General features: G+C 58.2%; 13 protein-coding genes. 4 read left to right on the forward strand and 9 right to left on the reverse strand.

Going from position 1 to position 21973, the window contains the following annotated elements:
* Positions 1 to 686 precede the first annotated feature (686 nt).
* Genes LDP01_RS02110 through LDP01_RS02120 form a run of 3 tightly spaced genes read right to left on the reverse strand, consistent with a single transcriptional unit; the run spans position 687 to position 6773 of the window.
* A complete protein-coding gene (locus LDP01_RS02110) occupies positions 687 to 4379 on the reverse strand; it encodes a hypothetical protein (RefSeq protein WP_224089905.1) in 3693 nt (1230 codons plus the stop codon).
* Positions 4303 to 6054 (reverse strand): ATP-binding protein, encoded by a 1752-nt coding sequence (locus LDP01_RS02115; protein WP_224089906.1) that lies wholly within the window; start codon positions 6052 to 6054, stop codon positions 4303 to 4305. The genes LDP01_RS02110 and LDP01_RS02115 overlap by 77 nt, the downstream gene beginning before the upstream one ends.
* Positions 6051 to 6773: a hypothetical protein gene (locus LDP01_RS02120; RefSeq protein WP_224089907.1), complete on the reverse strand. Its 723-nt coding sequence runs from the start codon at positions 6771 to 6773 to the stop codon at positions 6051 to 6053. Before LDP01_RS02120 ends, LDP01_RS02115 begins: the two co-directional genes overlap by 4 nt.
* Positions 6774 to 8003: 1230 nt before the next feature.
* Here LDP01_RS02120 and LDP01_RS02125 point away from each other — a divergent pair.
* The 3 genes from LDP01_RS02125 (at position 8004) to LDP01_RS02135 (ending at position 13834) form a co-directional block, all read left to right on the forward strand.
* Positions 8004 to 9233, forward strand: coding sequence for a hypothetical protein (locus LDP01_RS02125; protein WP_224089908.1), 1230 nt, complete (start codon positions 8004 to 8006; stop codon positions 9231 to 9233).
* Between the two features lie 220 nt (positions 9234 to 9453).
* Complete coding sequence (locus LDP01_RS02130) at positions 9454 to 11607, forward strand: nSTAND1 domain-containing NTPase (RefSeq protein WP_224089909.1); 2154 nt, start codon at positions 9454 to 9456, stop codon at positions 11605 to 11607.
* A 109-nt stretch (positions 11608 to 11716) separates the two neighbouring features.
* Positions 11717 to 13834: a hypothetical protein gene (locus tag LDP01_RS02135; protein WP_224089910.1), complete on the forward strand. Its 2118-nt coding sequence runs from the start codon at positions 11717 to 11719 to the stop codon at positions 13832 to 13834.
* A 1080-nt stretch (positions 13835 to 14914) separates the two neighbouring features.
* On the opposite strand, the gene LDP01_RS02140 is transcribed toward LDP01_RS02135, so the two are convergent.
* The gene (locus LDP01_RS02140) at positions 14915 to 15856 is read right to left on the reverse strand and encodes an aromatic alcohol reductase (RefSeq protein ID WP_224089913.1); all 942 of its coding nucleotides are present in this window, start codon (positions 15854 to 15856) and stop codon (positions 14915 to 14917) included.
* Positions 15857 to 16164: 308 nt separating this feature from the next.
* On the opposite strand from LDP01_RS02140, the gene LDP01_RS02145 reads away from it, so the two are divergent.
* Positions 16165 to 16542 carry a MerR family transcriptional regulator gene (locus LDP01_RS02145; RefSeq protein WP_224089914.1) on the forward strand — a complete coding sequence of 126 codons (378 nt, stop codon included), beginning with the start codon at positions 16165 to 16167 and terminating at the stop codon, positions 16540 to 16542.
* Between the two features lie 397 nt (positions 16543 to 16939).
* On the opposite strand, the gene LDP01_RS02150 is transcribed toward LDP01_RS02145, so the two are convergent.
* From LDP01_RS02150 to LDP01_RS02170, 5 genes are all read right to left on the reverse strand, one after another.
* The gene (locus tag LDP01_RS02150) at positions 16940 to 17719 is read right to left on the reverse strand and encodes an isocitrate lyase/PEP mutase family protein (protein ID WP_224089915.1); all 780 of its coding nucleotides are present in this window, start codon (positions 17717 to 17719) and stop codon (positions 16940 to 16942) included.
* Between the two features lie 260 nt (positions 17720 to 17979).
* Entirely contained in the window at positions 17980 to 18183 is a 204-nt protein-coding gene (locus LDP01_RS02155) for a hypothetical protein (RefSeq protein ID WP_224089916.1), read from the reverse strand.
* Positions 18184 to 18336: 153 nt separating this feature from the next.
* Positions 18337 to 19176, reverse strand: a complete 840-nt coding sequence (locus tag LDP01_RS02160; RefSeq protein WP_224090981.1) for a cyclase family protein — start codon at positions 19174 to 19176, stop codon at positions 18337 to 18339.
* Positions 19177 to 19231: 55 nt separating this feature from the next.
* Positions 19232 to 20878 (reverse strand): thiamine pyrophosphate-binding protein, encoded by a 1647-nt coding sequence (locus LDP01_RS02165; RefSeq protein WP_224089917.1) that lies wholly within the window; start codon positions 20876 to 20878, stop codon positions 19232 to 19234.
* A gap of 131 nt (positions 20879 to 21009) precedes the next feature.
* A complete protein-coding gene (locus LDP01_RS02170; RefSeq protein ID WP_224089918.1) occupies positions 21010 to 21951 on the reverse strand; it encodes a LysR substrate-binding domain-containing protein in 942 nt (313 codons plus the stop codon).
* Between the last annotated feature and the right edge of the window lie 22 nt (positions 21952 to 21973).

The following is a 21973-nucleotide window of genomic DNA, read 5'->3' on the forward strand; positions in this document are numbered from 1 at the left end:
GCGGTCAAGCCCGTAATCAACGCCGTGATCTTCGATCCACCCGGTCAGCTCAAACCCAGGGACCGTCGAGCTGAAAGTGTCGTCGCCGGTGTCGGGGATTCGGTAGGCATGCTTGTCTGGAGACGTCTGAAGCGCCCTAAGCAAAGCGGGGGCCGTGGTTGGGGTGACGAGAGCCGAATGCATACTTACGCGCTCGTTCCGTGAGTAGTGGTCCGCACTCCGGAACCCTGAAACGACGACTTGATCAGGCGAAGGAAATAGCTCCTCCTTGAATCTGTGGGACTCAATCTGGTTAGCCCAAGTTGGGCCGTAGCTCGCTGTCCCGAGTCCCATCGGATCGTCTCGATCTATTCGAGCGTTCGGTGGAGACGGATCTCGCCGATCGGATAACCAGCGGCCGTCATCACGCGTGAGAGTGTGCCATTTGAGGAATCGCGTAAATTCAGACTCCCCGGCCTCATCGTCCTCGTCGTACCTTAGGATGACGGGGCGGCTACGCAGGAGGAGCCCCGCAACTTCATACAGCCCCTGAACGGCGAGGTAGAAGTCCAGGTCCTCTTCTTCAGGCCATTCGCCGCGGCTGGCATAACTATTCCGGGGATACAGTTTGAGAGTGTGACGGATGTCGTCTTCGACACGCCCCCTTGATGAAATCGCCCAACGGTCGATCAACACTTCGGCGACAATCAGTTCAACTGATTTTTCAGTGATGCCGAAAGCGTCGCCGAGGGACTTGCACCAGTACCGGCGGAAGTCGAAAAAGAACCTGAACCGCTCTTCCTCAGCCGGGTCACCGAGTTCGGGAACAATTGGCTGGTCGTCCCCAGCCTGGTTGATTTTGAGGAGTTGTGAGCCGATCTGCTTGGGCTTGGCGAACCTGCTTTTTGGTTGGGTTGAAGCGGTGTCCCTTGGTCTGATGCATGGGGGCCCGCGATATCCGCCAGCGAGACGTCGTCGTTGAGTTCATCCTTCCAGGAGTGGCGTGCGTGGCCCATAGGCTTGCCGGCTTGTTCAATGCCTTGCTTTTCCTCGGAACTGAGGGTGATATGGCCAGCGGTGTGGAGACGGAGCAGACTATCACGCGCAAGCGGCGTGTTAACCGCATGCGGAATTCCTAGTGCGGTCCTTTTCAATAGATGCTCGCAGACGGTTGCAGCTGCGAGACCTGTAGGTTCGACGGTCGCCCGGTTGATGCCTATGAGCAGCCATTGGACAGCATGCTTTTGGTAAAAATCGAGTCGTGAGTCGAGGAAAGGAGTCGGCACAATCCGTTCGCAGGCGAGATCGACCAAGCGTGATATCAAGCCGGCATGACCGAGCGTAAGAGCAAGGCGAACGCTGTGAGCAGCTTGCCATCGCGTCTTTCCTGCCGGGTCACCCAGAGCTGTCCAAATTACAGATGCCAGTGCCGGTTCAGTCTCCCAACTTTCTGTCATTCCGTTGCTGTGATGGCCGTCATGGCTGTTCAGGGGCGCAGCGTCCTTGAAGGACGAAGAGGCGAGGTCGAAAAGTTGGAGGGCCTCGTCCACGGGGAGCCTCCGGCCGAGGTTCGAGGCAAGCGCGTAAGCCTGATCCGTTGTGAAAGACGCCTGCTCGGCCAGTGCACGACTGGCAATGACTTCATAGGTAGTGTCGCTGTTTGTTAAGGTACGCGCGTTCTCGTAGTTGAAAGCACGCCAGGAAACGAGGAGTATATCGGGCGCAAATCGAGGAATTTGAGCAATGAGGACCTGATCAAGCGCGGCTTCAGCAGCCATCGAAAGTGGATGGTTGCCTAGTGCATCCAGCAGGCGGCTGAGGTCCCAGAAGCTGACGGAGGGACACTCCTTGAATGCTTGTAGGACTCCAGCGGATACAGTATCCATAGCAGCGATGTAGTCGAACAAGTCTGTTGACCGGTTGCCTGCTACCGAGCGGTCAAGTGCTTTAGCCCATCCGTCCACCGTTGTGAGATCGAAGTTCTTATAGTCCTCCCAGTCCTTCTTGGGCCTTTCGTCGGAAGCGAACGCGCTGGTTACAGCCTCCGATGTGCGAAGCAGTGAGGCGTCATTCTGTTCAACTGCTCTTTGCGTGACGCCTGTCAGTTCAAGAAGATCTTTTTGTTCGGCCGGGGTAAGCGGTGTGGGACGTCGGAATTGGAGATAAGCGATTACCGCGGAGGTTGCGTCCGGAAGTTTGGTCGCAAGCGCTGAGGCCAGTGCATGGTTGTCTGGGAAGCGGTCTCCGAGGGGAAGGAAACTTAGAGCGGCAGTAGGGTCCTTTTCCAGTAGGAGATCAGAGCTGGCCAGGATCGCATTGGCCAAGTCGCGGATGGAAGCCGTGCGCCTGTCCCTCCAACGCGAGCCAGCCGCGAGGGCTTCCGGCAGGGAAAGACGGCTAGCTGTGGCAAGCACGTCGGAGTGGGAGAGGTAATCCCCGAGGTAGGGTTCGAGGCGTTCTGCTATCTGGCATAGCCTGTAGGCTCTACCGGTTTGATTGGTTGTGCTTTGCCCCGCCTGGTTTGCAATTGCCAGGAACGTCTCCCATCGGCTCCAAGCGTCATCGCCAATGGCATTCGTTATTTCTAACGCTGCTTGGAAATGAACAACCGCTTCGTCGGGCGAGATACGATATGTGGCGCGGGAAAGTTGGACGAAATCGGCGGCAAGTTCGCTGGCGTCCTCCCGGGCAGCGGCCACTTCCTGATGGCAGCGCTTGGCAAGGTCGGATGAGAGCCTTTGGGTCAGGGGATTCGTGGCGGTCTGTCGAACGACGTTCGTCAGAGAACTCCTCGCGATCACATCGTCATTTGCGGCCTGGAACTTTAGGAGTTGCGCGTGGTCGGCGATATCGGGAAAGCGTGCAAGTGCGCGCCCGATGAGGGTGAAGACGTTGTTGATCTTGGTCTGGTCGACCCGTTCTTCACGCCATTCAGGTGGTTCCTGCCGCAAGAACTCGGATATTCGTTGGGAGAATCCGGCCTTGTTTTCAGGGCCGGGATTGCCCAGAAGGTCCAACCATGCCACGGCCCAGGAAGTCAGCGGTTCAACTTTCTCACGGTACGTCCGCAGTTCACGGGAGGACTCGTACTTCTCGCGTTCTTTAGCTTCCCGGATTCGTGGACCCTGGAAGTCGGTGGCATCGACGGAACGGCCCTCAAGTCGGGCGCAAAGTGTGAGCCCGAGGATGGGAAACCAGACGTCAGAGTCGTACCAGGAGCCACTCAGGTGCCCGAGGTTTTGTGGAAGGTACAACCGCAAGAGCTGTGCGGCTTTGTCCGCAGTGAGAACTTCGAGGGATACTGCCTGGTTGATCAGCCAACTCGCGGCCGTCAGGCCGCTGTGAATCGGGTCGCCTGAGCGGTTTCTGCGGTTAAGGTCGTTGCTTCGGCTAAGTTGCGGCTTTTGATCCTGTTTCAGAACTGGTTGAAGAAGGTGCGCCACGATGTCTGCGTCCAACTCCAAATCCCGTTCCGACGCGGCGTGGGCAATGGCAAACTTGAGGTACTTGCCTTTGGAGCAGCGGGCAAACTCCATAAAGTCTGCATCTCTACCGGCATCGAGCAACCGACGTGCGATATCTACTCCAACGTCGAAGGCGAGGGCACGAGGACGCCAGCCCCGTAGGAAACGAGTACATGCCGCAGGTCCGTCAGTGTTCAGCAGCCCCCAAGCGATCTGCAGAAAATCCAGGTCATTCAGATCTGACGGGTTGTTATTCCGCCGGGCCTGGCCCACCCAGACATACATCCAAGACATCGCGCTCCGGAGTCGGTTTCGTGCTTGGTCGCTTTGGCCCGCGGCACCTGCCAGCAGAGCGCCTTCAATTGGAAGGTTAGAGTTAGGCCACTTAGCCGCGATGCTTCGGGTAGCAATGAGATGTTCGAGCACGCTCGGGTCGAGGAAGCGTGCCGCCAGGTCGGTGTTTTCTCGTATTAGGTCGAGGCGGCGGGTACGTCCGGCCGTCAGTGCCCCCAGGCGCAGAGCGAGTTGGGCGGCTTCAAAGTGCCGGTCCGCCCGTAAAGCGGCCGACAGGGCGAAGTGTGTGCGCTGCTGTGCTATCTCACGCCGCTGGACCTCGTTCCGTTGTGAACGTGGGAGTGCGTTGTCAGGAAGCAGATCATCGGAAAGTGCGAGCTGCACAAGATCGTCGAATCGGTTGGCTTCGAAGAGCAGCGCCGGGAGCGAAGTAGCTACATAGGCATCCTTTTCGGCAATGGGCGAAAGGCGCTCTATAAATTCATCCAGACTCGCTCCAGCGGGCCGGAAATGATTTCGGAACCAAGTTTCGGTCGGTTCATCCCGGAACTGTACTGTGTCGCCGTCAATTAGGAGCGGGCGTCCAAGGTCTGCGACGAAGCTCAACACCACTGACGGGTGAACCTTCGCGAGTTCGGCCAAGACGCGAATGGGGATCATCGGGCGCAGTGCAGCAAGGGCCGGTGCAGATCGCGTCGATCTCCGGGGCCGATCCGTGTTGTCGATCGCGGATTTCGGCAACTTGGCGCTCGATGAAAGCATCCAGTGCTTGCCCGGGGGAACCTGGATTTGGTGCCAGCCAAGTCAGGGCTTCTTTGATGTCGTTGGTGGCATCCAGGACCGCGGCTTGTACCCGAGGGTTACTACTCGTCCTGTTGTGAAACTCAGACGCGTCAGTGGACGAGACATCTGGATAGACCGTCTTAAGATGGGCCCGTGTTTCTGCGAGGTCGAAACCTGAAAGCGGAACGTCCTGGTAGCCGACGGGAAGTCCGAGCAGGTCAATCCGCTCTGTCCGACAAGTGACTACTAGCCTCACATTCTGGGGAAGCGGCTCTCGAAGAAGGCCGCCAACAAACGATCGTTCCCCCATCTCATCGGCGATCATGGCCGCGTTGTCTGCGGCATCTACGATAATTGCCAAAAGTGCGTCTGTATCTGTGGCGGCGACCATCTCAGCCGCCTTGCTAAGTCTCCTATGGAAGGTAAGGGCATAATCGGCATCGTCCGCAGTGGAGGACGGAATAAGGGGATCGCATAGCGCGTGCGCTGCAAGTTCGTTAACCAGTTGAACAAAGCCTTGCTTAGAGCGGTGGCGCGGTGCGCTAGGCCGCCGGTACGAGCCATTACCGAAGCAGTCGAACACTATGGTGACTGAGCCTTCGGGTAAGTTGTCCTTCAACGTGCTGGCTAGAACACTTTTGCCAACACCGCCCGGGCCATGAACAAGAGTTGGGGCAGTGGAAGACTCACAAACCTTTGCGGCGATCTCGCCAAACTGGTGCCTATCGATTGAGCGCTTTGGGGCTTCAATCAAATTGGGCGCAGGAAGCAGCAGGTCTTCAGAAGTTTTAAGAGAGGCGAGCACATCGGCGCGACGCACCATGGGATTGTCGCCAGCGACTGACGTCGCCCGACTGGAAATCATTTCCCGCAGCAGAAGAGCCTGTTCGCCCGGTGCCCCGGGGAGTAAATCTGCGACATCCAGGTCCAGAAGATGACGGAGTTTGAGGAGGGATGGTGCTCGCTCATCGACCATGAGCCGTTCGCATAGGAGCCGGAGGTCCTCCGTGGAAATGATTTTCGAGAGCCGCTCTCGGATACTCTTGGTTGCCGGCGAGAGGTTTCCGTTCTGGAGGTCGCTGAGTGCCTTTAGGGCGGAGTCTGCGGGTGGTCGGTTACTGATGAATTCGAAATATACACAATTGAGTACGGCCGGGTTTTTGGTCTTCAAAGTGTTGTATTTGCGTGCGAAGCCAATTAACGTCTTTGTCAGGAACGAAAGCGTCCACGGGTCGTTCGCGTAGCGAGTGGAATGCTTGAACTGTCTATAGACAACCTTGGTCGTGTATGCAATATCGCTTGAGCCCCAATACTCCGCCAAGTCGATGACCTCATCACCCGTGCGAGTCTGCTCGTCGTCAGACAAATCGTCTGAATGGGACACATCGGGCTGCTCGCTGGGATCAACTGCTTCGACAAACAGTGAATCAAGTCCAGATGTTGCGTCGAGTAGTCGTAATGACTGACGCGCCGCCCAAGCGTAGTGAAATTGGTCGCCGTCCCGGCTCGGACGAAGCAGATCAGGTTCGCTCATTCCGAGTGCTCCGAGTGCTCCGAGTGCTCCGAGTGCTCGGACAGCTCTCCGATGGATCGGTTGGAATCTTCTTCCTTCGGTTGGTCGGCTTTTCGGTTGATCTTCTCATCCTCTTTCTGGGGCAGTGGATCTGCTTTCTCCCACAACGTGCTGTAGTGCCTTGAGGTCAACTTCGACGAAGAGGCTTCAAGGGTCGTAGCCACGCCAAATCGTTTGGTGATGGAGTTCAGGCTCGAGCCCAGCATGTAGACGCTTCCCCGCTCTGGGATGATGAAGCGATCGTGAAGCTCGCTTTGCTTGAGAGACCGTAGTGCGAGGTGGGGCACCTTTTCGTGCAGCAGCGCAAACACAGGTGCAATCTGCTTTAGTTTTGAGGTTCCAGTCAAGAGGCGGGTGACAGTATTGAAGTTGGCCAGCGTCAGTAACTGATCCACATCAAGGTAGGGGTCGATGACCATGCATGAATTAAGGCTGGTGATCTTCGACATCAATTGTGCATAGGCAAACGGATCTTTTGGATCAATGACGACTTCGACTGTCGACCCCGTATCGGACTCCGGCAGGGGCGCGTTGGCTTCCCGCAGCACCGCTCGTCCCAGCGGTGTAATGTCTACTTCCCCAGCCCTGAGGGTCATCCAGCGGACACGCACCATGAAATCCAGCATGGGTTCAACAACCCGTCTCCTTCCAAGGACGGACTCAGCAGTTTCCTCATCCATCTCGCTAAGTAGCCGTAAAGAAGACCAATCCATGGGCTTTGTGATTTTTGGTTGCCACCCAGCGGCGTAGGCCTCGAACTCAGCCTGGCGCAAAGTATGCCCCTGCCGCCGGACGGCCTCGACGTACGTCAGAACCCTGTGCGCAGATTCCCCCACGATTTCCATCAGGCGATCATATTAGAAAGGCGGCACCGCCGATGCATGTTGCGGCCTCGCTGCGCATCCCTTCGAGGAACCGGAAACTGCAAGGCTGGAAGTAATTGGCTCGAGTTTCCTTGAGCAACATTGCTCCTCGTGTTCGGCTTCTATACACCTGTGCGTCCCAGCGCTTCCGTGGCCGCCAGGCGTCTGCCTCCAGCAGCGACCGCTCAGGGCAGCGGCCGACGCGCAGCAGGCGAGCTATTCATCTACGTCCGCTGGTGCCAGATAACCACGACACCCGGTCGACTATTCCAGGCGACGCCTTACTGCCGGACATAGCGTCCGGCCCCAGGTGAAAGAGCCCAAGGACGCAAGGTTAGATGGCGTAAGTTGGTTCTTTTCTAAGTAGGTGAGAACATTTCGATCCACCGAGTCTGGATCAAGCCGATGAAGGGTTTCTCCTTGCATTCGACGTCCCAGCTGCGAGTTCAAAGCGCTTTTGCCACTTCGACACGTGCTGTTTCAGTGTCGAGGCCCAGCCGGTACAAACACGCCCAAAGATTTTCAAAAGACGGCGCATGCGCCGCTGGGAAATGACCAACTCGCCAAGGCTCGGAATTCAATGTGACAACTACTTGTTCAGGTAAATAGTCCTGTACGGCTGTGTCGGAGTCTGCAATCCCGTAAACGTGGCTAAGCCCCACGTGTGTTACTAGGAGGGCTGTCTCAGTTGGCGAAAGGTCCGCCTCATTGTTTGCGAATCTTCGCTCGAGACGGCAGTCAATGATCCTGGCAACTATCGACTTAAGCCACTTTAGGGGGCCCTCTACGAATTCGGCTACTAACGATGAACTCATCGACACAACTTGCAATTCAATTGATAGTAGAGCGGATCAGCTAAGCAACTTTGTGGATTTGCGTCATCCCCGTGAGCAGAGCATAGACGAAGCACTGGGATAGCGTTACACCTAGATCCACAGTCCCGGTCGCAAGGTAGTCTGTGCCTATGACGTTTCAGATTTCACTCAGCCGGAATGGTGACTGATGCCCAATATAGTCTATTTTTCGCACAGCTATAGGTCGCGGGATGTGCCTGTCAACGATTATTTTGCCCGCCTCATGAAGAGTGAGAACCTTGTGCCAAGTCTAGATCCGCCTTCGGACGCGATTAACGGCGCGAAACTGGAAAGGCACCTCAACTATAGCGACGGTATGGTCGCCGTGCTAACAGACCGAGGATCGAAAATTTCTCCGTACATAGACTTCGAAATTTCGTTGGCTATTCGTGGGCGTCGGCCGCTGCTTGTTTTTGTTGAAGATACGTTGCCCACGGGTATCGTTCCTCATCGGGTCCTGCAGCAGAGGTTTTCACACAGGTCGTTCCTTCGCCAGGCCAGGGAGCATCGACAAGCTCTTCGAACGCTCCGCGCGTATCTAGGCGAACAACCCGGGCCTCGCTACCAGTCATCAGAGTCTAAGAGGTCTTGCCTGGTCCTTGGTGACCATAACTCGCCGCAGCGTGATGCATTTGTGCAGTTTTTGGATAGCAACTTAGGGTATGAGCCGCTGGTTCTCAATCCGACGGAGGGGCCACCAGTCCTGGAGTCTGATTGGTGGGACGCGATCTCGCATGCGGATGTCGCCGTTGCCCTAGAAGCAGGCGATCCAAGTGCAAGCGACGCATATGCCTTGGGCGCAGTTCGCGGCGCCCTTCGACCATTGATTGTTCTCACTACAGATAAGTCTGCGGCAGTCGCTTCGCCCATACCTGTGGAGTATCGTCCACGTCAAGTTGAGTCGTTCGAATTCGAAGCATTGCAGCCCGCCCTCATCGAGGAGTTTTCGCTTCTCGAGCAAGATTTTCTGGACTTGGACGATCAGGGTGAGGTTGCCCGATATTCTCAACAATTGATAGAGCTAGATGGACATTATGGACCTAGTACGCGAGAACGAGTCACGGAGGTAGTGGTGGGAGACAAATATGAGGTTAGTGGTCAGGCAGCAGCAGTTGGCCCTAATGCCCACGTCCATCACGTAAGTTTCAACCAGCTCTGGCTGCAGAAGAAGGACGAACTGGACCTCGGAACGCTGGCAAGCGAACTCGAGCTAGTTAGGGTCAAAGCTCGAGCGACTGCAACATCTCCAGAAGAGGATGATGCCACAGCTGAAGCCGGTAAAGCTCAAAGGGCTGCTGAGGCGGGTGACGGCCCCACTGCTATGAGTCATCTCGCCCGCGCAGGGAACTGGGTGCTCTCTATTGCCGAGGACGTGGGGGCTGCAGTCGTTAGTGCCGCGATAAAGGCCTCGATCGGCATGTAATGCACTGAACAGCCCAATGACTGCCAATAGCCATCTTCAGTGATGGGGTTGAGATTCCGGAAGGCTAAAGCCGTGGCCGGCATCCAGAAGCGACCATTCCGAGGTTGCCGCTGAGCGATGCAATCTCAAGGCGGAAGCGCTGTACTAGATATCGGTCAAGCGGCGAGTCCGATGCGTCAGGTCGCTGATCTAATGGGGTCCAGCAGCGAGAATGGTGTTCATGAAGGATGAGGATAAGACACCAGCAAAGGCGCTGCGTAAGAATAGCGCCGGCGGCGGGGTTGCCGACAAGTTGGGCAACACGTATGAATTGTCCTGGGCCGTCCACCACGCGTTGCAGTGCATCCAAGATGAGCGGCGCGCTATCACCCTCGAGGATCTCGATCCGGACCTTTCCGACGGTTCTGAGTTCACCTTCGTCGATGAACGGGGCACCGTTGTCGTGACTCAGGTGAAACGTCAGCACAGCATCAACGACCACTGGACCGTCGCAGCCCTGCGGAGTCGCGGCATTTTCGCGGCAGCAGCGAGGCATGTCACTAACGGCCGGGAGTATCACTTCAGCTCCATGACGCCGTGCGGCCGGCTACGCGTGCTTAGCGAGTGGGCACGACAGTCCACGGACGTAAACCAATTCATAAGGCACCAACTCACGGATCAGTTGGGCCCGGCATTCGATGAACTTTCAGCTCCCGACATCTTTGGCAGCGCTGAGGGCGCCTGGCAGGTTATTCGCGGCATGTGGTTCGAGGTCGGTGACGAACAGCAGCTCGTTAGGACGAACGCTATGTTCGCAGCCACGGTGCTGGAGGGCGCCGCGGCGCCGCTGCTGCCCGTGGCTGTCGGCGCGGTGCTTCTGAATAACCTCCGTAAGCGCCTCACAAGGCGCGAATTGCTCGATGAACTGGCCAGCTATGGCATCTACGCCCGCCAGGCAGCAGCGAAACGAACTGCCTATGATGAGATCCACGCTGCAACGACGAGTTGGCGGCGGACCGTAGAGCGGGAATTACTCACACCAGCCATCCCCCGCGCGGAGTCCGTTGATCTCGTCGAGCTTTTGGGACGCACGCGGTTGGCGCTAGTAGTCGGCAGTGGTGGCGGTGGCAAGAGCTCGGTCGTTTATCAAGCTGTGAGAGTTCTTGAGTCGAGGGGCGCTGAGGTGCTGGCGTTCCGACTTGACCGCCGCGGGGCCTTCAGTTCGACCGCCGAGTTGGGGGCGCAGCTGGGCTTGACGAGCTCGCCTGTGGCGTCGCTGAGAATGGCCGCCGACGGCCGAGATGCCTTCTTGGTCATCGACCAGCTCGACGCCGTGTCACTCGTATCGGGACGGCTGTCCGAACGCTATGACGTCATCGAGGATCTGATTTATGAGGCTACGGCAGTTGAGGGCGTAAAGGTCATCCTGGTCTGCCGACTTTTCGATGTTGAGAACGATCATCGTATTCGCAAGCTCGATGCCCGCATGGACGTTGAGCGGCTCACTATCGGGCCGCTGCCCGAGGACGCCGTCAATGGTGCCATAGAAGCGATGGATATTGACCCCACGGTGCTTACGTCGTCGCAAAAACAGCTGCTGAGTTCGCCACTGAATCTCGTTCTACTTGAAAGCGTCGCGAACCAGCCTGGCGCGCTTAACTTTAATTCGCGCGGATCACTTTTCGAGGCCTTTTGGCAGCGCAAGCGCCAGACTATCAACGTCTATCGCCCCGAGGTTCGCTTTAACGACGTGCTTGCTCGCATTGCTAACGCGGCAAGCGATCAACAGGCCCTTTCCGTTGGTATCGAGATCCTCGATGCCGAGGACTACATTAAAGATGCCCAGGTGCTAGCGTCTGAGCAAATATTGGCTATCGACGGCGATCGCGTTTCCTTCTTCCATGAAACATTCTTCGACTACACCTTCGCGCGGCAATGGTTGACACGAGGGCAGTCAATGATCGAGTTCCTCTGCGCCCAGGAGCAAGAACTTTTCCGGCGGGCTCAAGTGCGTCAAATTCTTGAACTGCTGCGTGAACGTGATCCCGTACGCTTCCGCACGGAAGTCGAGGCGATACTGACCGAATCGTCTATCCGAATCCACATCAAGGAAACGGTCATGATCGTTTTCGCCAACGTAAGCGACCCGACGGATGAAGACTTGGACCTCGTCATCCGATTCAACGCGGGAGACTCAACGCTGATGAGACGTCTATGGCAGCGAATAGCCCGCCCGAGTTGGTTTGAAGTCGTCTATCGCCGCGGTCTCATCGAGACATGGCTCGATAGTTCAGATCAGATACTGCGTGACCGAGGCATAACCTGGCTGACCAACGCCGCCCCTCCTCGACCTCATGCTGAGTGCGCTGCGAGCGGGAGAGCTCGACCCGACTGACAAGAATCTCTGGCTGTCCGCTCATGACCTGGCCACGCGCGAACCACTTTGGGCGATCGACCTGCTGAGAGCCTGCTTTGTTGATAGTCCTTCGGCACTTATCACAGGCTTGGACGGCAAAGTCAGTAATCTCGCTCTGCACGATTACAGTGCCACTGAACTCATCAGAGAGACAAGCAGGCTCGAACCTCTGGCGTTCGCCGAAACAGTCGTCCCGTACCTTGTCGCCGTTATGCAAGTGACATCCGAGGAACGGCACAGCGAGGACCTAAGCTACGACCGACACTTTAGTCTCCGTCTTCCATCGTCGGCAGGCATTGACGACGTTGACGAGGCTCTCTACAACGGAGCGGCCAGTGCACTCACTAAGGTGGCCTCATCCGCCCCAGAAGCAATCATGCCCATACTTCGGACCCTCGCGGCAAACGAGCACGACTCCGCGCAAGCGCTATTGTTCCGTGCGTTCATCGCCAGTCCCGCGCACTTCAGCGACTGGGCAGCCGAGCTGATCCTCGAAGGCGGCAGCCGCCTCAGAAGCGGATACCTTTCAGACAGTTACTGGCTCTCGAGAGAGGTTGTCGAAGCTATCGCGCCGCTCGTCGCCGATGAGGATCACATCCGTCTCGAAGATGAACTGAGAGACCTCCGAAACCCTTATGAACGCTTCCAGTGGTTCGGATACACGGCCTTCAAATTTTTGTCGGCCCTGGACTACCGCCGGCTCAGCGCACTGGGCAAACGACGACTTGCTGAGCACCACAGGAAATTCGGACTAGAGGCTCCTCCGCCACCGACTGGCATCATCAGCTACACGGTCGGCTCTCCCATCGGCGACTCAGCGGCTGCGATGATGTCGGACAAGCACTGGCTTCGCGCCATGGCCAAATACGACAACGACCGCGATCTAGGCACCTCAGTCGGTGGTGCCCACGAACTGTCGCAGGTCCTCAAGAACCGCACTACAGAGAACCCGCAAAGGTTTGCAAGCCTCGCCATCCAAATGACACCAACGATCAATGCGGCCTACCCCAGCTCTATCCTTTGGGGATTCGGTGAAGCGACAATCCCACCCAACGCGCAACCAGCGGTATTCGACGCCATCCGACACATCATGAGCCTCGGGCTCACGGAGTGTGACCGCTGGCTTGGATGGTCCGTCCGGCGAGTCCTCGACGAGGCACCCCTCGACGTCGTCGACCTAATCAGAAAACGTGCCCAGTACGCACCAGACCCAGAAGACGACACGCCCGTCGTCACAGGGCAAAATAAGAAACCCCGTGGTCGCGACCTGCGTCAAATCGGCATAAACACGGCGAGAGGCAGTCTCGCCCAAGAACTCGGCGACCTCCTCGTCCATGACGTACACGGCGAGCGGACGGCGCTGATTAAGCCTTACATGCTACACCTCGCCAGCGACCCCGCCCTGAGCGTACGGTCGTGTGTAGCCCACACCATCGCGGCTTGCCTACGCCATGCAAGGCCAACGGCATATCAGGCCTTCGAGCGCCTCATCGCCGCAGACGACACTATTCTTGCCGCCGACCTCGTCGGTAATTTGATGATGTACATCGGCAACGTCGACCCTAAACGAATCGACCCAGTCATCGACCGAATGCTCAAGTCAACAGATGGAGAAGTACGGCAAGCCGGCGGATCCATGGCAGCATTTGCAGCCCTTCAGTGGGAACGACCTCAACTCATGCAACGAGCGCTTGCCGGGGACAACGCGACTCGGGCGGGCGCAGCCCTCGTGTGCAGCTCACGGCTCGACAGGGCTGCAGACTCAGAGCTTGTTCTGGCAACCTTGAGCCAACTCATGCACGACGATGCCGATGACGTTCGGAAAGAGGTGGGTGCGCTTGCTGGCCATCTCAGGGGTCAAGCCTTGCGTCCCTTCCATGGTTTCCTCTCGGACCTGATCGCGTCTCCAACTTACGCCCACGCCACCCCGCAACTTCTGATCGCCCTGCAAGAAGCCCCCGATGAGGTGGACGACCTGGTTGATTTAGCCGCGCATCGATTCCTCGATGTTTACGGCAGCGACGTTGCTGACATCCGAACTGGTGCTGCTGGCGACGCACATTACATCGCGGACCTAGTTGTTCGTGGGTTGGCGCAGGCCCCTGACAAAAAGCGAATTTCGGCACTTCTCGACATTCTCGATCGTCTGGTGGAACTCGGCGTTTACGGCGTCGACCAAGCCATCGAGCATGCTGAACGCCGCTAACCGTCCGCGCAATTCGTTTGCTGGGCATGTAGCTTGCTCTCATCCTCTCTATGAACCTAAGAAAGGGAGGAATCTAGTGGATACTTGGTGGGTTGGTGTGTCTGTTCGACGTCGAACAAACGTTCTTGCAGCCAGACCGGGACGATATTGGTCGGCGGCCGTGAAGGTGTTCCGGCGCAGGCCTACAGGAGGCGAAAAAAGAAGTGTGGACAATGTCCACACTTCCCGCCCCGGACTGGCCCGTACAACCGCCGGACTGGCCCGGATTCCGCATGTTTCCGCGGAATCCCAGCAGCAGCAAGGCCCGGAATCGCGTTCGAGTCCCACCTCGGGCACGGCATAACCCCTCGTCAGAGGGGTTTTTGCTTTTAAGTGTGGACAAATGTTGACAAGTCCCTCTGCCTCATCGTCCCGGATGGTGCCTGGCCGCCGGGTGCGGCCTGTTCAGTTAGGGCTGTGGGAGCGGGGTCAGTGCCCTGGCTGGTGGGCGCTCCGCTGGCTCTGCGTGCTGGGGCGATGAGCTCCTTTGTTGTTTGGTTCGTCGGGTAGGTCGTGGTTGGCCTGCATCTCTTCATGGAGAGGGAGACTGAGCGCAGCATGACTTCCAGGCCCTGGGTCAAAGTTCTTGGTCTTGGCTCGTCGCTGGACCTCAGAGCCTTGACCGAGCGCGAGCCTAGCCAGCCCAGAAGGGGCTTGGACATTGTCAACGCCTAAGCTTCCGTGAGGGCCCTCTGTGCAGAACTGCCCCGCAGCCATAACTGTTGAAGTACATCGACGCTGAGCCCTCGAAGCTGAATAAGTCGAGCTTGCTCAGTGGCCCGCCCTGCAGGGTCACGACGTCGCTTCGGGTGAATCGGTATGAAAAATCCCACCACGTCGACATAGCTCAGGTCGTGCAGTTGATGGCCGCGACAATTCGCTCCGCGAGTCGGATAGCAGATAACCAGCCGAAGTTCGGACTCCACGGGCCCTGCAAACTGAGCGAATTCGTGAGAACTGTTTTCCTCGGGTCTGGGCCGCCCCGTCAGGGCAGCCCAGACACGGGGCAAAGGGGGCAGCATTTGCCAGTCCTCTGTCCTGTCAGGCTGCGATGTTGTCCTTGATCCACTCGGTCAGGGTGGTGACTGGAATTGAGTGCCTCGCGTTGAAGGTGTCGTTCTTTGGCCAGGTCACTCCTCGGCCCTGGGCAAAGACGGCGCGGTATTTTCGTGTCATATTGTCCGGGTCGTTGGCCAGTTCGTCCAGCAGGAAAGGCACTGTCCATTCCACGACCCGGAACGGACGCTGAAGCACGGCTTCTAGGGTTTCGGCCAACTTACCGTAGGTGATGGTGTCACCGGCAAGGTAGACGATCTCGTTGCGGATACGTGGTTCAGCAAAGAGGATCTCGGCCGTGAGGACGCCGATGTCTTCGGGGGTCGTTACGGTGACAGCTGTATCCAGGCTGCCCAAGGCGTTGACAGTGTCGTTAGGGAGATCGACCATCCCGGACCCTGGTTCGAAGAGGTAGTTCATGAACATTCCGGTGGAGATGATCACCCACTCGGTCTCGTTCTGGGACCTGAGCAGATCCCTGACATCCAGTTGCGAGTCGAAGATGTCCTGGGGACTTCCCCGGCCGATCACGTCGAAGTCAACGCCGAACTGCCAGGGGAAGTATCGCGGAAGTTTCGCTTGGAGAGCGGCCTGCGCAACTTTCATGGGAGTGTCGAGCCCGGCGGTAATGCCCGTGCAGCCGATCACGGTGTCGTAGTTCGCGAAGATCGAGGCAAGTTCATCGACCGAGTTCTTGACCAGGTCGCCCTGGACAATCCTTACGCCCAGATGTCGGATCTCGGCGAGGTCGCGCTGCTTATCCGGCGCAACGGATTCGATAGCACTCGCCCGCAGGAGCACACTGACAGTTGAGCCGTCCACGTCTCGTGCCCGCCGTGCGACGTTGCGCAGGACGGGCATGCCGAGTTCTCCCGCTCCGATGATGAGGATGTCCCGCGAGCGGCCGGACGGAATTTCTTTAGTCATTAGCGCAGAGTCCTTACTTGTATTCACGCTTTATTCAGCAATTGCTCAGGTGGAGGAGGAGCCGGACCGCCCGACGCCGTAACGCGTACGCAGCGTCCGAGCGTAAAACCCCGAACGCTCACGTTGCGCACATCTGATGTGCACGACGGTGCACCTGTCCTCCATTTCATGCGAGAGACTCGTTGTCTCTCTTCCCGTGACCGACGAGACCCGCGTAAGAGCGGATCAGCGGACGGTATGAAAGTCAGCGTAAACTTTGACATTAGTGTCAAGGTCAAGTCGATGGTCGAAGCGAAAGGGTGCCTACGTTGAAGATCGGTGATGTCGCCAAGGAACTGGGTGTCCAAACTCGAATGCTCCGTTACTACGAGCAGCAGGGGCTCATCAATGCGTCACGTTCGACCAACGGGTACCGCGAGTACTCTGACGAGCAGATCGAGCATGCCCGTCACGTCAGGGCTCTGATAGCGGCCGGTTTGTCGACGAGAATGATCAAAATAGTGCTCAGCATCGAAACTCCAGCAACCCGAGATCAGCCCGACGTCTGCAATCGGGCTCTGGCGGAGGAGCTTGCTCAAGAACTACGCGTTGTGGAGAACAGAATAGTGTGCCTGGAAAAGAGCCGTGATGCCGTCATCGACTTCCTTCAGCGCACAAATCACGCAGATCTACTAACTACGAGGTGACCTTCCACGTGCCACTTTGCTTCGTTCAGTCAGATCACAACCACCTGTGGCCACGAACCCACAATGTCCCTAAGCATGTCTTGTGAGGGGTTGCTCAATCGGGAGTGCAATGCCGCCAGCCGCTTTGTGGAAATCCGCGATCCTGAACTGGCAGTCACAGGCGGGAACTGACCGATATCGCTTGGTACGGCATGTATGGAATAGGTCACGCTTAAGATGGGCATCCTTGACGTCCAGGATTGCGTCGCGAGATATCGCCCGGGGGTGGACAGATGAAGGCCATTTAGCGTTCCGGTGGACGTGGACGCATGTCCCTTGCGTGAGGAACGGCAGCTTTCGAGATGCGATCCGGCCCCCTGACCGGTCCCGCCCGTGATGCAGGACCGGTTGGTTTCGTTTAATTCAGGGCCGGGGTGTCTTGGGGGATGACGCCGGAACCGTAGAGATGGGCGGCCAGATCCTGAAGAGCGCGCAAGGCGACCCGCTGGGGAAAGGGGCCGTAGGAAACACGTGCAACGCCGAGTTCCTGGAGTTCCGCTGCGGTAAGCGCTCCTGGTGCGCCGATCACGGACAATTTGCCGTGTCCGAGGCCTGCGACGAGCGGCTCGATAACGTCGCGTGTCAGGGCACCAGGGACAAACACCAACGCTGCTCCTGCATCGAGGAAGGCGCGACCCCGGGCAATGGCGTCCTTGACGCTGTCCTCGATCGGGCGGTCCCCGCCCTTCGCGATGGCGTCCGTGCGTGCGTTCAGCTGGAACGGGATGCCTTCGCCGTTCGCGGCGTCGACGATGGCCTTAACCCGGGCGACGGCTTCATCGAAAGGACGCAAACGGTCTTCAACGTTGGCGCCCACGACACCGATGCCAATCGCCCGGCGGATGGTTTCGGCTGGGTCTTCATAACCGTCGTCGAGGTCTGCGGTGACCGGAATTTCAACCGCGTTGACGATCCTCTTCACGCCATCCAGCGCGACATCCAGGGGCATGGTTCCATCGGCGTAGCCATACGCCGCTGCAATCGAGTGCCCGGCGGTGGCAATGGCCTGCGTCTCGGGTGCGGCTGCAACGGTCGAGGCGCTGATTGCGTCCCATACGTTGACTACACTCAGGATTTCCGGTGCCTCATGCAGAGCCTTCAATTTCTCTGCCCGGGCGTTGATATTGCGTTCGGTCATGGTAGTCCTCCGTGGTCATGGTTGGATCACTAGGCAAAGTCAGCACAGACGCAATAGCGCCCATCCATGACAATGCGGGTGGAAATTGTGCAGGGGGAGAGCACGGGCAAAAAACGCTGTATGTACAGCCTTCTAGGGTCTTGCTGCATAACGGGTTCGCGTCGTGGCCGGGGCGGGTCCGCACTGAGGGTCGAAAGGGCCGTCGCAGGTGAACCTGCTTCAGCCCGGAAAGGTATCTCTCGGGCTCACGCACCCACCACCTAACCTTGTACGGTGTGGTCGACACGCCGCTGGGGCCGGTCTCGCCATCTGGGCGGGTAAAGATTCTCAGCGGTCATTCGGTATCGAAGCTCGCCGACGAGCTGGCCCGGTTCGAGCCAAACCTCGTAGTTGTCCGCGGCCAGGAACAATTCACGCCCGTAAGGCCCGTCCGCTGCCAGCCAGATCATGCTTGAATCGGGCATTACGGCTTCCACCCTTCCCGCGCGGACCAACGCTCCCCGCTGCCGTATCTCTATGGGGACCCCGTCCAGGCGATGCCACTCAGATGGGGGGTACTTCATCATCGAATTGCCCTGTCATGGAGCCCGCCGGTGCCTTCCGGATGGATCAAGAGATCACTCTCCTTCGATTGGGCTGTCCGTGGCAGCGGATCCGGACCCGGACTCTTCAACGAACGCCAAAACACGCGCTGGACTGGCCGTTCCGCCCACGATGGGTAAGGGCGTGACGACGATGAAAGCGCCAGCTGCCGGTAATTGGTGGAGGTTTTTCAGGGATGTAACCCCGTATTTGTCGTTTCCGAGAAGGAAATGATGCATGGGGAAAGGCGGCTCCAAGCTGAAGCCTGCCCCGGCGTCGATCCCAACGGTTTCGACACCAAAGCCGGCAATGTCGGTCTCCTCAGCGAGCCAGCGCGCGCACTCTGCAGAGACGCCGGGTGTATGCGGACCCGACTCATCAGAGTTGAGGAAAAGAGCTTCGTTGTCTCCGAAAGCATCCCATCCTGTCCGGTAAAGCAGCCACGCACCCTTTGGCAACCTGCCGTACCGGGCCTCCCAAGCCTCGACGTGGCGGACCTCAAGCAGGAAATCGGGATCTGCGGCGGCTTCAGCGGACGCATCGATCAGAACGGCGGGGCCGACGAGTTTTTCGGGTGGCAGTTGCGAAATGTCCCGTCCTTCCCTCCCACTGACCCAGTGGATGGGCGCGTCAACGTGAGTGCCAAAATGTTCGCCCACATGAATGTTGTTGTGCGCCCACATCGGTCCGCGTTCGTCGTATGCCGCGACCTCTTCGAGCCTGAGATCAATGACATTGGATAGAGGTGCCGGCAAGCGCAGGGCGGGAGTGTCAGGGGTCAAGGGCGTTGTCAGGTCAACGACGCGGATGCTCCCCTGGGCAAGGCCATCAATCAGGTTGGCCAGTAGATCCGGCGTTCGCGTTGTGTTGGTCATATGCGTGATGCCTGCGTGGTCAATGTGGGGTCCTTCCTTGATGGCCTTACGGGCATTAGTGGCCCTTGAATGCTTCCTCAAGCCACCAGGACGCGAAGCTGACGGTCTTTGCATCGATGAGGAGCGGCTTGTCACGGCTTCCGTCGAGCCACTCACGCACCGGCTCCAAATCTCCGGGATTCCGCACAGTCTGAGCTGCAAAGCCGTAACCGCGCGCGATGGCTGCGAAGTCGGTGTCGGGAAAAGTGATAAGCCCCAGGGCGTCATCGTCCTCGCCGAAGTGGTGTACTTCCGCTCCGTAAGCAGAGTCGTTGTAGACGATGACCACCAGCGGGATGCCCAGCCTCACAACGGACTCCATCTCCGCTGCCGCCATCAGGGCGCCGCCGTCACCGGTGCCGAGCACCGGGAGCCTGTCCGGCTGTGCGTATGCTGCCCCGATTGCACTGGCCAGACCCAGACCCACACATTGGAAGGCCTGGCTGAAGACGAGCCCGTTCTCGTCAGGAATATCAAGGAAGGCACTGGGATATCCGAGGAAATTGCCCGAATCGACGGCCACCACCCTTTCCTTGTCGAGCATCCCGTCCAAAGCAATGGTGAGGGTCCGGGGATCGATGCGCTCTCCATCGCCCAGGTCCTCGTAAGGGACGTCCTGCCATCGGCCTTCGGACTTGATGGCTTGTGCGATCTCTTCAGTTCGGTAGCCAACACGGGAGAAACCACGGCTGCGGAGCTCAACGGCTGTTGCTGCTGCCGTAAGCCCTGCGTCGCCCAAAACGCCGAAGTCGACGGGCCGGTGCTTGCCGGGGGCCAGTGGATCAACGTCTACCTGCACCACAGTGGTGGCCGGGCCAATGAGTTCGCCGTGACGCATGGTCCACATGTTCAATGCAGAACCAAAGGAGATGATGAGGTCGGAGTCCTGGATGGTACGAGCCGCCAGCGGTGTACTGAAGCCACCGGAAATGTCCAGATAGAACGGATCGTCATTGAACAGCCCGCGTGCGACCGCCGAGGTTGCCAAAAGGGCCCCCGAAACCTCCGCAAGTTCGCGGAGCTGAGGTCCGGCACCGCGCCCCCCGCGGCCGGCGATGATGACGGGACGATTCGACCGCTCGATGAGGTCGGCTAGGTGGCTGATGTCTTCGGCAACTGGTGCGGTCACCGTTGAAAGGGAGGCCCCGCTGGCAGCTGAGGCAGCAAACTCCTCAGTGGTTTCGGAGTTTTGGATGTCCAAGGGGAGATTGATCAGCACAGGAATGCGGCGCGTCACTGCCGTCCTGTAAGCAAGGGCAACGTCCCGGGCGGCAGTCTCCCTGGAGATACGGAAGCTGGCGGCTCCAACGGATTCAACCAGATGGCTCTGCTCGATGCGGAAATTGGAATGAATAGCCGAAGACGCAACTTCGGCGGCGAGAATCAGCATTGGTGTGCCGGATTTCGCGGCTTCCGCGATGCCGGTAATGGCATTTGTCAGCCCGCATCCCTGGTGCAAGGAGATTACAGGGACTGAGCTGCCTACTCGTCCAAAGGCGTCCGCCATAGACGCGGCTCCACCCTCGTGACGCGCCGCCACGTACGTGGCGCCGCCGGCAATGAGGGCCTTGGTCACGTCATAGTTGCCGCTGCCGACAACACCAAAGACTTGGCGAACGCCAAGCCCTATCAGCGTTTCGGCCACTTTTTCAAAAACACGCATCTGATTGGTACCTCTGGTTCTGGTTGCTGGAAGCTCTATACGAAAATGCTGCCTGCGACGGGCTCGTCTGGCTAATGCCTATTTCAGTCAGGGAGCCTGAATAAGGCATAGCTGCGGATGAGGTCACGCCATCAGGAAGCCGAAAGGGTCTTCCGGATTTCGACAGCTACTTGTTCAAAACAGCGCAGCATCAACACCACTGCCGGGCTCGGCAGCCTGTCCTGCAAAGTGGTCACGCCAACCGTTTGACTGATGCCTTTGATTCTCGCTCCGACAATGCGAAGCAGGGGATCGGCGGTGCCGATAGTGCGCGGCTGGAGCGCAAGAAAGTCCGTTTCGGCGACGATGGCACGAAGCGTCATGGTAGAGGAGCAATCTACTTGTTGTTCGGGAAGGTCCAGGCGTTCACGGGCAAAGGCGCTCTCGAGTTCCCCGCGCAGTGCCGTCTGCGCTACAGGCATGACCCACGGGTAGTTCCGTAATTGGTTCAAGGCGGTCTCCCCCCGCTCAAAAACAGGATGACCATGTCGTGCCACGACCTCGAAGGGCTCATGGTACAGCGCCGCCTGCTGCAATTCAGGAACGTCAGGATGCGGGGTAAGGCGCCCAACGACTATGTCGATTTCTCCCGCGACCAGTCCGTTGGTCAACCGGTCAGGAGTCGCTTCGTGGACGTGGACGCTGACATGTGGCCTTTGTTGCTTTAGCCGCGCAATCGCTTTGGGCAGCAGCAGGTTGCCTCCTGCGACATACGTGCCGATGGTCACTGAGCCGGCGCTGGCGTCCGCCAGCTCTGCTATGTGCTGGGTCGCTTGCTGGAGGTGGCCGACCACTGCCCGTGCGTGACTGATGAAGACTTCGGCAAATGGTGTGGGACGGACCCCGCGGGCGCCCCTTTCGAAAAGAGGCGCCCCAAGGGCATCCTCAACTTCGCGCAAACCGCGGCTGACCGCGGGCTGCGTGATGTACAAGTGCCTGGCCGCGCTGACGATTGTCCCGTGATCGGCGATAGCTAAGACCAACACCAGATGACGGATCTTCAGGGGGCCATTCAGTAAGGTTCTGATGTCCATGCCGATGATGATATGCCCATAT

The sequence above is a fragment of the Arthrobacter sp. StoSoilB13 genome (genome assembly GCF_019977255.1).
Taxonomy (GTDB): Bacteria; Actinomycetota; Actinomycetes; order Actinomycetales; family Micrococcaceae; genus Arthrobacter.

Coding starts and splice junctions, on each gene's coding strand:
- LDP01_RS02115 (WP_224089906.1), bottom strand. CDS start 6,054: ATGAGCGAACCTGATCTGCTTCGTCCGAGCCGGGACGGCGACCAATTT.
- LDP01_RS02120 (WP_224089907.1), bottom strand. CDS start 6,773: ATGGATGAGGAAACTGCTGAGTCCGTCCTTGGAAGGAGACGGGTTGTT.
- LDP01_RS02130 (WP_224089909.1), top strand. CDS start 9,454: ATGAAGGATGAGGATAAGACACCAGCAAAGGCGCTGCGTAAGAATAGC.
- LDP01_RS02140 (WP_224089913.1), bottom strand. CDS start 15,856: ATGACTAAAGAAATTCCGTCCGGCCGCTCGCGGGACATCCTCATCATC.
- LDP01_RS02150 (WP_224089915.1), bottom strand. CDS start 17,719: ATGACCGAACGCAATATCAACGCCCGGGCAGAGAAATTGAAGGCTCTG.
- LDP01_RS02155 (WP_224089916.1), bottom strand. CDS start 18,183: ATGCCCGATTCAAGCATGATCTGGCTGGCAGCGGACGGGCCTTACGGG.
- LDP01_RS02160 (WP_224090981.1), bottom strand. CDS start 19,176: ATGACCAACACAACGCGAACGCCGGATCTACTGGCCAACCTGATTGAT.
- LDP01_RS02165 (WP_224089917.1), bottom strand. CDS start 20,878: ATGCGTGTTTTTGAAAAAGTGGCCGAAACGCTGATAGGGCTTGGCGTT.
- LDP01_RS02170 (WP_224089918.1), bottom strand. CDS start 21,951: ATGGACATCAGAACCTTACTGAATGGCCCCCTGAAGATCCGTCATCTG.